We start from the raw sequence: 11794 nt of genomic DNA on the forward strand, positions 1-11794 counted from the left end.
CCGGGGTTGACTGGACCCAAGGACAGCGTGAATGCGTGGTTAATAGTGTGACAAGAGGTGTCACCCCGTCTGGGGCGGTGTCAGCCCGCGTGGAGGCTCGTCTATGCTCAGTTCATGATCAAGGGGGAGCGTCCTCAGCGGCCGGGTGTGGTGACGTTTTCGGTGGTGCTGATGTACATCGGTGGCATTGCCCAGATCCTGCTCGGGATCCTGACGATTTTCCTGCGCTATACCCCGGAAGCCCAGTCCGGCGGCATCGCCTTGCCTATCACCTTGTTGGGTGCCGGAATGATCCTGTTCGGCCTGTTGGTGATCGGGCTGGCCTCCGGCGTGGCGCGGGGAAGCGAGGCTGCCCGCCGTGGCGCAACTGCGGTGATGCTGCTCGGATTGGCTTTTGCCGTGCTGGACCTCACCATCGCCGGGGATGGAGACTGGTCGGCCGTCATCTCCCAGTCCATTGCCACGGTCGCCGTGCTGGTGCCGGTCTGGGTAGGACGCGGACGCCGCTACTTCGAGACCCGCTGATGCAGTGCCTCCTGGGCATCCCGGTAGGCAACGCGGCGATGAACGAAGCGGACGATCTCAATAAGCGCGATGCAGGCTACGGACGTTCCCAAGACGAGTAGTGCAGTGGGCAGCGTTGGGTCAGTGAATTGGAGGAAGTCCCGGGCGATCGGAACCGAATAGACCAGGATCAGCCCGATCATCATGGCGCCGATGACCAGCCCCTTAAAGCGTGTGACCGGACGTGAGAGCACCACCAGGATCCAGATGCCGATGATCGTCAGGATGAGTGTTGACCCGGTCCTGATCTCCGCTTCCGGGATCTGCAGGTTCGCGGCGAGACGGGCGTAGGACGCAAGCCCCAAGGTCACGGAGACACCGGCCGGCACGGCGAACGTGAGTGACCGTCGAAGGAACCCTGGAATATAGCGCTGGGCGTTGGGCAGCAAGGCCAGGAAGAACGCCGGAATGCCGATGGTCAAACCATCAGTGACTGAGAGCTGCCGGGGAAGGAACGGGAAAGGCAACAGGAGAATGCCGAAGGCGATGGCCAGGAACGTGGCGTAGGCGGTTTTCGTCAGGAACAGCATTGAGACGCGCTCGATGTTGGCGATGACCTGCCGGCCTTCCGCCACCACACTGGGCAGGTGCGAGAATTTTCCGTCCAGGAGCACCAGCCGGGCCACCGCCTTGGTGGCTGCAGCACCGGAGTTCATGGCGACACCGATGTCGGCTTCTTTGATGGCCAATGCATCGTTCACGCCGTCGCCGGTCATGGCCACCGTGCGGCCTGCGGCCTTGAGCACCACCACGATCCGCTTCTTCTGGTCCGGGGTGACACGGCCGAAAACCACGTGGTTGTTGATGATCTCCAGGAGTTTCCGGTCGTCGTCCGGCAGTTCGCGGGCGTCAAAGCCGTGGGGCGCGTCGAGCCCAACCTCCCGGGCGATAGCGGCTACAGTCTGCGGGTTGTCCCCCGAAATGATGCGGACATCCACGTCCTGTGCCGCGAAGTAGGTGAGCGTCTCCGCAGCATCAGGGCGGATGTTCTCCTTGAAAGTCAGGAGCGTAACCGGGACGGCGTCTGTTGGCACGGTCTCGTCATCGGTGGGCGTTCCGTGGGCCAGGACCAGTGTGCGGCGACCGGTGGTGGCCAACTCTGCGGCTTGAGAGGCCAGCTGCTGCCGCACAGGATTGGTGGAGTTGTCCCCCGGGAACACCATCTCGGGGCCGCCCAGGATCCACATTCCGTCGTCGAAAATCACCGCGCTCCATTTGCGCGCTGACGAGAACGGCACCCGGTCTGTCGGGGGCTCGGTTGGTGGCTCGGTGAAATGCCCGGCGAGGCTGCGGGCCGTGGCGTTTGCGTCGTTCTGCACCCCGTACCAAGAGAGGACGGCCTCCCAACCAGGGCGGTTGGTCAGGGGATGCGCGGCGTCGAAAACGATGTCGCCCTGGGTGAGGGTACCGGTTTTGTCGAGGCAGATGATGTCCACCCGAGCCAGGCCCTCCACTGCGGGAAGCTCCTGCACCAGCACTTGCTGCCGGGCCAGCTTCACCGCCCCCACGGCAAAGGTAATGCTGGTCATCAGCACCAGTCCCAGCGGAACCATAGCGACGACGGAGGCAATGGTCGCCGTCGCAGCGTCACGCCAGGCGCCACTCGCCGAAGCCTCGGCCCACCCGCCCTGGGCGATCATCTGGGCATTCAGAACCAGCAATGCCACAGGACCCACAAACCAGGTGACCCATTTCAGGACGCGGTCTATGGAGGACCGAAGTTCCGAGGCCACCAGGGAGAAGCGCTTGGCTTCGGCCGCCAGGGAGTTGGCAAAGGAATCCGCGCCCACCCGGTCCACCACTGCTATGCCTTCCCCGGCCACCACCACGGAACCAGACAGGACGCGATCGCCGTCGGCCTTTTCCACGGCGTCTGATTCCCCGGTCAGCATGGACTCGTCCACTTGGAGGCCCCGGGTTCCGGCCACCAGCCCATCCGCGGGCACCTGGTCACCGGCCCGGAGGACCAGGGTGTCATCCAGCACTACGTCGTCCAGGTCGATTTCGGCCTCGGAGCCGTCGCGCATCACCCTGGCGTGCGGGGCGTTCAGGAGGGCGAGGCGGTCCAGGGCACGTTTGGCCCGGTACTCCTGGACGCTGCCGATCACCGCGTTGGCAATGGCACTGAACCCGAACAGGGCATCCTGCCAGCGACCGATTGCGAACAGGACAATGAAGCAGGCCAGAATGATGCCGTTGAACAGGGTGAGCACGTTGGCGCGGACAATGCTCCACACGCTGCGGCTGGTGTCCTGGACGAACGCGTTGGTTTGTCCCGCGGCGACCCTCTCAGCGACCTCGGCAGTGCTCAATCCCTGCACCGATGACCCCACGAAGCGGACGCCTACCCCTGTGAGGTCTTTATCGTTTGGCACTCATGCCCCCATTGTTGAGCCGGTGGAGCGATGGGATTGAGTATGCCAGCCGCGGCGGGTTATGTCGCCGTCGTGCGTGTCAGGCCGTGAAGGCGAGGTCCCTCTGATGGAGCCTGTGGAGGAGTGGTTGACCCTGTGAGATGCGACGGGCTTCCTCGATGGTACTGACAGCCATCCGCTCAAGTTCCACACCCAGCGAGCCGGCCAGATGCGGTGTCAGCAACACGTTGGGGTGGGTGTAGAAGCCCGAATCCGCCGGGAGCACCCACGGTGTGGTGACGTCCAGGACGGTGTACAGGTCGCCTTCCTCGACGCGCCGAAGCAACGCGTCCTGATCAACCAGTTCACCGCGGGCGGTGTTGATGAATGTGGTTCCGGGTTTGAAGCTGGCCACCAGGCCTTGGTGGATCAGGTTGCGGGTGGACGGGAGCGACGGCGCGTGGAGGCTGACGACGTCGGAAGTCGCCACGAGCTCTTCCAGGGAGATACGTTCGACGCCAAGGGCCGCGGCCCCTGCATCGTCCAGAAACGGATCGGCTACTACTACCTGGACGTCGTAGGACTTCAGGAGTCGGATGACGTGCCTGCCGATCCTCGAGGCGCCGATGATGCCCACCCGTTTGCCGAAGTTGCCCATGTCCTGGAACACCCGGTCTGGCTCTATCCCGGTCTTCTCCGTGTGCAGCTTCCGGGCGATCTGGAGGACCCGCTTGTTGGCCAGGATGATCATGGCCACGGTGTATTCGGCCACGGGGATGGAGTTGGCATCGGCGGCTGTGCTGATTTCGATGCCCCTGTCCCAACATTCGTCGCCCACGTGGTGCTTTACCGTGCCGCCCGCGTGGAGGACATGGGTCAGACGCGGGGCCGCGGCCAGGGCGGCTGCGTCGAGCCTCGGGCAGTTCCACCCGGTGATGAGGATGTCCGCCTCCGCCAGGAGCTCCAATGAACGTGGGGAGGTGAAGTCCTCCATGGGCTCCGGGCTGAGCAGCCGCAAGCCGGACGGCATGGTCTCCAACCTGCGCCGGGGAAAGACCCGGGATACGACGCCGGGACCCATGGCGAGCGCGACGTTCAGTGGAGTGGTAGTCACTTGACGCTCCCTGCGGTGAGGCCGGACTTCCAGAAGCGCTGCAGCATGATGAACGCCACCAGCAGCGGAAGGATGGACAACAGGGAACCCGTGATGACCATCGGCGTGAATTCGGGCTGCGGGACGGAGTAGCCCTGCCAGATGGAGATGCCGACGCTGACGGGCAGCAGCTTCTGGTCCTGGAGCATCACCAGCGGGAGCATGAAGTTGTTCCAGACGCCCACAAATTGGAACAGTGCGATGGTGATGTAGCCGGGCATCATCATGGGAAGGCCCAGGGAGAAGAAGGACCGGACAGGTCCGGCGCCGTCCATGCGTGCGGCCTCGAGTGTTTCGGCCGGCACGTAGCTGGCGGAGTAAACCCTTGCCAGGTAGACGCCGAACGGGTTGCACAGGACCGGGATGAGGATGGCCCAGATGGTGTTGGTCATGCCCACCAGGGAGGCCAGGAGGTACATGGGCAGCACTGTGGCGGTGTTGGGAATCAGGACGCCCACCAGCACGAAGCCGAACAGTGAGTCCTTCCATCGGAACTGGAACTTGTCGAACGCATACCCGGCCATGACCGATATCAGGCTGCCGAAGACGGCACCAACGCCGGCATACATCACGGAGTTTCCCAGCCAGCGGAAGAAGAGGCCGCCATCCTGGTTGGCCACGTTTGCGATGTTCTCGAACAGGGAGAAGTTCCCCAAGGCATAGGCGCTGGTGCCGTAGAGGTCGGCTGCGTTCTTGGTGGAAGCGAAGACCAGCCACAGGACCGGAACCACCATGTAGGCGGAGCCGATGATCAGGAGGCCGTTAACAGTGAGCTTGCTGGCAAACCGGCCGCTGCGGTTGGAACTGCTCCCATTGGAACTGCCTCGGTTGGAACGGGAGCCGTGGCGGCGGAGAGCCTGCTTGGAAGGAGTGGTGTTGCAGGGGCGGGAGAGTGTTGGGGTGCTCATGATTTGTTCATCCTGGAGCTAAGGCGGGTCACGGCCAGGGACAGGATCGCGGCCAGTCCGGCAATGATGATGGAAGCCGCCGCGGCCTGGTTGAGGTTGTGGCGGATAAAGGCTGCGTCATAGGCCCAGAGGTTGGGAACCCAAGTACTGGTGACTGATGCTGTGGCCTTGGAGATGATGTTGGGTTCCGTGAACAGCTGCAGGGTGCCGATGATGGTGAACAGCATGATGACGCTCAAGGCTGGAAGGATCAGCGGGAACTTGATGCTCACGGCGGCGCGGATTTCGCCGGCACCGTCCACACGTGCGGCTTCCAGGATTTCCCGGGGTACGGCCTGAAGGGCGGTAAAGAGGATGATCACGTTGTAGCCGGTCCACTCCCATACGCCGATGTTCACGATGGAGGGGAGGACCATGTGCGCATCCAGGAAGTTGATCTGGATGCCGCCGCCCTGAAGCGCCTGGACCAGTGGGCTGATGCCCGGAGTGTAGAGGTACGCCCAGATGAGCGCCGCAATGACGCCCGGAACTGCGTGCGGTAGGAACACCAGGAGCTGAAACAGTTTGCGGGCCTTTGCCACCGTCGCATCCAGGAGAAGGGCAAATATCACGGCGCCGCCCACCATGCAGGGAATGTAGATCAGGCAGTACAAGCCAAGGCGGGCGATGCCCTCCATGAACGTTTCGGACTGGAAGACCTGCACGTAGTTCTCAAGCCCGACGAACACGGTTTTGGCTTCCCCAAAGCCCAGCCCGGACTTCTGTTGAGAGTGGAAGCTCAGCACCAGGGAGTAGATCACCGGCGCGATCATGGCGATCGCGAAGACCGCGAAGAAGGGGACCAGGAACAGTGCGGCAGTCCGTCCGCCGGTTCCCGCCAGTGCACGGCCTCGGCGGCGCACTGTGGTGGTGAGGGCCTGGGTGGCCATGGGTTTCTCCTAGCTGGGAGAGGGCCTCCGGAGAGGCCCCCTGCCTGTGTGGCTACTCGGTGACGGAGCTACTCTTTGGCGGAGTTACTCTTTGACGGACAGGCCGGCCTGCTTCAGGCTGGCTACCGTGGCGTCCTGGGCGGTATCGACGGAGCCAAGGATGGTGCCGCCGGTGGTGAGCTTGCCGTAGGCGTCCTTGAGGGCGGTGTTGGTGATGTCCCAGTTGGGTCCCCACTGCCAGCCCGGGGTGATGGTGCCGTAGGCCTTGGTGAAGACCTCGTAGATGTCGTTGCCGAAGTAGCTGGCGTCATAGGCCTGCTGGGCCACGGGCGTCAGGCCCGGGAAGGCAAGGAACGCGGAACCGGTGTTGCCGCGGGCCTTGATGGCGTCCTGGTTGGTGGTGAGGAACTCGACAAACTTGGCGGCCGCAGCCGGGTTCTTGCTGCTCTTGGTCACGTTGAAGCTGGAACCGCCGTAGAACGCGCCGGATTCGTTGCCCCAGTTGGGCAGTTCGGCAGCGATCCACTGGCCCTTCTGACCGCTGGCTTCGGTGCGCTTCTGGATGCCAGTGGCACTCCAGTTCGCGCCCACGACGCCAACCACTGTGCTGTTGGCGAGGTCCAGACTCCACTCGTCGCTGTAGGCCTGGGTGACCTTGACGATCTTCTGGTCAATCAGTTTCTGCCAGTAGTTGGCAACCTTCTGGGTTGCCTCGTCGTTCACTCCGACTTTCCAGCTGTCGCCTTCGGTACCAAACCACTTGGCCCCTGCCTGCCAGGCCAGACCTGCGCTCGCCGCTACCTCGTTGGGGTTGAAACTGGCCAGGTAGGAGTCAGGCGCTACGGCCTTGAGCTTCTTTCCGGCCTGTTCGAATTCGTCCCAGGTCTTAGGGACCTCGACGCCGGCTTTCGCCAGCATGTCTTTTCGGTACCACATGAGCATGGGGGCTGCATCGTACGGAAGCGCGTAGGTCTTCTCGTCGAACTGGACCAAAGCCTTGGTCTCGTCCGTGAGCTTGTCCACGGTTTCGGCCTTGTTGATGAGGCCATCGAGCGGAATCACCTGGCTGTTGCTGACGAACTGGGGCAGTTGCGGGTATTCGGTGGTGGCGACGTCCGGGCCATTGCCTGCCGTGATGGCGGTGGAGAGTTTCGCATAGCCTCCGTTGGCACCGTTGGGGATGGTCTCGAAGCTGACCTTGATCTTGTCCTGGCTGGCGTTGAACGCTTCAGCAACTTTGTCCATGCCTGCCAACGAGGACCAGAAGGTGATGGATCCTGAGGGATCTTCCGTGGGTGTGGGGGCAGCGGAAGTGCTGGGGCCCGTGCCGCAGGCTGCGAGCAGCAGGGTGCTGGCGGCCAGGCCAGCCATCCCTGCAAAGAGGTGACGACGCTTCATGGTGTTCTCCTTTGAAGACTTGCGATGCGAAGAGGGAGGAGATGTGGTTGGGGCCACACGGTGATGGATCCATGTAATCCGCAAGTTCGAACATCTTCAACATTTCAAACAAATTCAAACATCCTCTTGCCGAAGAAAGGGTGGTTTTACAAAGCATGCCAATGAGAGTGGCCGAGCATTTCTGTTTGAACGAACAAGGAAGCTGGACGTTGTTCGCTTGACGCTGCTATGAATTCTGGATACCCGAACGGCGACTCATCAAAGTCACTACCTAAGAACAGGGATTCCAATGGAGAAATCGAACATCAGCAGGCGGGCAGTCCTACAAGTGGGAGGCGCGGCTTCGCTTGCGGCAGCCTTCGGGCTGGCAGCCAGCCACCCGGCGTCGGCGTCCACCTTCCTGGGATCCAAGCCCAAGGCGACGGAAATCCTGGACCTGGGTCCCGGCGTCGTACAGTTCTCCCTCATGAGCGGGCTGCTGGTGGGCGAGACGCTTTACATTGGTTCGCGGAACCTGGATCCGGTGCGCATCGTGGCGTTCCATGTCCCCACCGGCAAAGTCACCGGCGTCACCGATCTGGAGAACGGCTACGCCATCCAAACCCTGGCCGCCGATGCTTCCGGTCGCTACCTCTACGCCGGCGTGCTGCAGAACGCCACCGGCCCCAAGCCGAACCTCTTCCGCTGGGACCTGTCCACTCCGGGCGCGAAGGCCACGCCCGTCGGGCGGATCGGAGACCGCGACGTCCGCGACCTGAGCGTGGCCCCCAACGGTCGGCTCTACGCCGTGGGCGGGGGCAGCGGGACGGCACCGGCGCTGTGGGAATACGATCCCGCTACCAGGCTGGTCACCAATCTGGGCATTCCGGATGCCGGAGCCACCTTGGCCCGTGCAGTTGCGGCCACGGATTCCACCATCTTCTTCGGCGCCGGCAGCACGCTGGGCGGAGGAGGCAGCGCCAGCCGCGCGTGCCTTTACGCGTACAACCATGCCGCCAAGACCTTCACCAATGTCACGCCGGCCCAAATGGTCACAGACCCCAGTATCCGGGACCTCGCGATTGTGGGGGACAAAGTCATGGTGAGCTCGGCGGCGTCGACATCCACGTCCAAGATCGCCGCCGTGAGCGTGACCAATCCGTCCTCGTCGGCAGTAGCAGTGTCCCAGGGGAAGACCGCCAAGAACTTCGCCGCGATCGGGGACAAGGTCTACTTCGCCAACGAATCCGGGCTGCTGGCATACTCACTTTCCGCCAACACAGTTTCTGAGGTGCCCTATCAGGGCCCGTTCCTGGGCGAGATCTGGGGTGTTGATGCCCTGAACGGCAAAGTCTTGGTGACGTCCGCGTTTGGGTTCGTGGCGGAGATCGATCCTACGTCCGGGACATACAAGACCACCGATCTCGGCGACGCAGGTGCGCCGTCGGATGCGCAGGAAGCCATGGGCCTGGCAGCGGGAGGCGGCCTGGTGTACGTCGGCGGCAACGGTGTCATATCGCGGCGGTCACTGAAGGACGGTCAGGTCACCAACATGACCGTCCCGGGTGAAGCTAAGGACGCCGTAGTGGTGGACAACGTCCTCTACACCGGTCAGTACAGCTCGCAGGGCATTTGGAGCTACGACCCCCGCAGCGGCAAGCCCATGAGCCAGGTGGCCAAGTTCTCCTCCGAGCAGAACCGGCCGTTGGATGTCCACTGGGATGAGGTCAACAAGCTGGTCCTTGTCTGCGCACAGGCGGACACCGAAGGCGGCGGTTCGCTGTGGACCTACGACCCAGCCACGGGCAAGTCGGGCTTCTTCCTCAACCCCATCGACAACGTTCAGTTGGTGCGAGCCGTGACAGCGCGCGACGGCTTGGCTTACCTGGGCGGCGGGAAGCCCGGTACCGAGGGACCCGGCACCGTTGTGGCCTTTGATCCTGTGGCGGGCAAGGAACTGTGGCGCATCGATCCCGGGTTGGGTGCCGGCATTTCCGCGTTGGCGGTGCAGGGCAAGTACCTCTACGGGATTGTGAGGACCGGGCGCGTGTTTGTGATCGACTTGCCGAAGCGCACCCTGGTGCACCAGGCGGACATCAGCTCGGTCTGCACAGGATTCGCCGCCTTGGTGACCAACCGCGGCGCCGTTTACGGTGTCTCGAATACCAACGTCTTCCGCTTCGACGCCAAGACGTTCGAGCTCGCCACCGTGGTGGCAGATATCGACGGCGGCTGGTACAGCGGGTCCCACATCACCAACGACGAAGATGGTTACCTCTACACCATGCGCGGCCGGAACGTGGTCCGCATCGACGACCACCCCCGGCGGTAGTGGCTGGCGTTGCGGGGCCCGCTCTGCGTGCTCTGGCGAGTGTTTTACGCGCAGGGCAGGCCCCGCAACGTTGTTTGTATTCGGTCACTTATGCTTGTTTGAACATTGGGATTCCGGAAGAGGATTGGCATGCTCAGCGGGGAACGCCACGAGAAGATACTCCGTGAGTTGGAGCTGCGCGGGACCCTGACCGTGAACGAGTTTGCCGAAAAGAGCGGCCAGTCCACTATGACCATCCGCCGGGACCTGACGCAGCTTGCTGCCCAGGGCCTGCTGCGCCGGGTCCATGGCGGAGCAGTCCGGATGGTGGTGGAGCGGCCTGGCGACACTGTCCACAGGAGGCTGCGCCAGCCGTTGGCCACCTTGGGGCTCATCGTCCCGACCACCGGCTACTACTTCCCTGAGGTTATCCGTGGCGCTGAAGCCGCAGCCAGGGCGTTGAATGCGCGCCTCATCCTCGGCGTCAGCAATTACTCAGCAGAGGACGAATTCCGGCAGCTCCAGCGCATGGTGGCCAACTCCGTGGATGGGATTCTCCTGGCGACCGCAGGCCCCCTTGAACCCGGTTCGCCCACCTTCGAGTTGCTGTCCGGCCTGCGGATCCCCTTAGTGCTCGTGGAACGCTCAAGCCGGGTGTTCGAATCAGTGATGTCCGATCACAGCTACGGCGCCGAACTTGCCATCGAGCACCTTGCTTCCCTGGGCCACCGCAGGATCGGGCTGGCCATTGCCACCAGTCCCACGGCCCCTTGGCTCCGTGAAAGCCATGAGCGCATGGTGGCCAAGTTGGGCCTCGAAAGTGATGGCCCCGTCATGGAGTACGTCCGGTCAGTGGTGGGTGCAGGCAACAACCAAAAGGAGTTTGCCAAGTTCCTGAAAGATTGCCGCCGGACCGATACCCATGCAGTCCTGGTGCTGCCGGATGAGGAAGCCATCACGCTGATCAACCTTGCCGAGGAGTCCGGCGTCGACGTACCGGAGGACCTGGCGATTGTTGCCTATGACGACGAAGTGGCCGACCTCGCCCCCGTGCCCCTGACGTCCATCGCCCCACCAAAACACGACGTCGGATACGCGGCCGTGACCATGTGCATGGAACGCCTTGCGGGAAAGACAGGGTCTGTGGTTTCGCCTGCCCTCCGCCGCGTGAGCCTTGCCCCGAAGCTGATCATCCGGGAGTCAACCGTGCCGGGGGAGGACATGGAGTAGGGGAGGCCAGCGCCAAATGTCAGTGGCCGCAAATAGGTTTGTGGCCATGACTGATTCGAGTGCCCTAGCCTTGCCCGCGGATTACACAGATCTTTTGGACGCGCTCAAGGAACGTGTCCGTGACGCGCGTCGGACGGCCCTTCGTACAGTCAACACACAGTTGATCGAGTTGTATTGGTCGATCGGCAAGACAGTGCTGGAGCGCCAGCAGGTGGAGCAGTGGGGGAGCGGGGTCATGGGACGCCTGGCCGAGGACCTCCGTGCAGAGTTCCCGGAGATGAAGGGCCTGTCGCGATCGAACCTCTTTTACATGCGGGGATTCGCAAACTCCTGGCCGGATCCAATTGTCCAACAAGCTGTTGGACAATTGCCGTGGGGCCACATCACGGTGCTTTTGGACAAACTGCCGGACAAGGTGGATCGGGATAGATACGCGGCTGCAGCACTGGAACACGGCTGGACCCGCAATGTCCTGCTGAATATGATCATGAACCGCACCCTGGAGAGGACGGGTGCGGCACCGTCCAACTTTGTGCAACAGCTAGTTGGACAAGATTCTGAGCTGACCCAGCAGATCGCCAAGGACCCCTACAATTTCGGGTTTCTCGTTCGTTGGTCGGCAGGTTCACTTCGATGTCGACGGCGACGATTACTTCGTTGACATGCTGTTCTTCCACATGGACCAGAACCGATATGTGGTTATCGAACTGAAGACGGCGAAGTTTCAGCCTGAGTACGCCGGCAAGCTCAACTTCTACGTTGCCCTCGTCGATGACATTCTTCGCCGTGAGCATCACAACGAAACGATTGGCAACAGAAGCGTGGGGGGGGGGGGGCCCCCCCCCCCCCCCCCCCCGGGGGGGGGGGGGGGGGGGCGCGGGGCCCCCCCCCCCCCCCCCGGGGGGGGGGGGGGAGCGGCGGGGGGGTGGGGGGGAGGGGGGGGGGGGGGAGGGCCCCCGCGGACACCA

Annotated in this window: 8 protein-coding genes and 1 pseudogene; 4 read left to right on the forward strand and 5 right to left on the reverse strand. The window is 63.0% G+C overall.

The window, feature by feature from the left end; genetic code table 11:
* Nucleotides 1-114 precede the first annotated feature (114 nt).
* Nucleotides 115-525, forward strand: coding sequence for a hypothetical protein (locus ABIE35_RS19770; protein WP_354517574.1), 411 nt, complete (start codon nt 115-117; stop codon nt 523-525).
* Here ABIE35_RS19770 and ABIE35_RS19775 read toward each other — a convergent pair.
* The 5 genes from ABIE35_RS19775 to ABIE35_RS19795 all read right to left on the reverse strand — a co-directional run bounded on the left by ABIE35_RS19775 (nt 507) and on the right by ABIE35_RS19795 (nt 7306).
* Nucleotides 507-2939, reverse strand: coding sequence for an HAD-IC family P-type ATPase (locus ABIE35_RS19775; protein ID WP_354517575.1), 2433 nt, complete (start codon nt 2937-2939; stop codon nt 507-509). The two genes, ABIE35_RS19770 and ABIE35_RS19775, sit on opposite strands and share 19 nt — an antisense overlap.
* 79 nt (nt 2940-3018) lie before the next feature.
* Complete coding sequence (locus ABIE35_RS19780; protein ID WP_354517577.1) at nt 3019-4032, reverse strand: hydroxyacid dehydrogenase; 1014 nt, start codon at nt 4030-4032, stop codon at nt 3019-3021.
* Complete coding sequence (locus ABIE35_RS19785) at nt 4029-4979, reverse strand: carbohydrate ABC transporter permease (RefSeq protein WP_354517578.1); 951 nt, start codon at nt 4977-4979, stop codon at nt 4029-4031. Before ABIE35_RS19785 ends, ABIE35_RS19780 begins: the two co-directional genes overlap by 4 nt.
* Nucleotides 4976-5908 carry a carbohydrate ABC transporter permease gene (locus ABIE35_RS19790; protein ID WP_026547885.1) on the reverse strand — a complete coding sequence of 311 codons (933 nt, stop codon included), beginning with the start codon at nt 5906-5908 and terminating at the stop codon, nt 4976-4978. Before ABIE35_RS19790 ends, ABIE35_RS19785 begins: the two co-directional genes overlap by 4 nt.
* 84 nt (nt 5909-5992) lie before the next feature.
* Entirely contained in the window at nt 5993-7306 is a 1314-nt protein-coding gene (locus tag ABIE35_RS19795; RefSeq protein WP_354517579.1) for an ABC transporter substrate-binding protein, read from the reverse strand.
* Between the two features lie 289 nt (nt 7307-7595).
* On the opposite strand from ABIE35_RS19795, the gene ABIE35_RS19800 reads away from it, so the two are divergent.
* From ABIE35_RS19800 to ABIE35_RS19810, 3 genes and pseudogenes are all read left to right on the forward strand, one after another.
* Nucleotides 7596-9617, forward strand: a complete 2022-nt coding sequence (locus tag ABIE35_RS19800; RefSeq protein WP_354517580.1) for a hypothetical protein — start codon at nt 7596-7598, stop codon at nt 9615-9617.
* Between the two features lie 129 nt (nt 9618-9746).
* Nucleotides 9747-10826, forward strand: coding sequence for a substrate-binding domain-containing protein (locus ABIE35_RS19805; protein ID WP_354517582.1), 1080 nt, complete (start codon nt 9747-9749; stop codon nt 10824-10826).
* A gap of 46 nt (nt 10827-10872) precedes the next feature.
* Nucleotides 10873-11638: pseudogene (locus ABIE35_RS19810) on the forward strand (PDDEXK nuclease domain-containing protein); the annotation flags it as partial.
* Nucleotides 11639-11794: the final 156 nt, after the last annotated feature.

The organism is Paenarthrobacter sp. 4246 (genome assembly GCF_040546855.1).
In the GTDB taxonomy this organism is placed as follows: Bacteria; Actinomycetota; Actinomycetes; order Actinomycetales; family Micrococcaceae; genus Arthrobacter.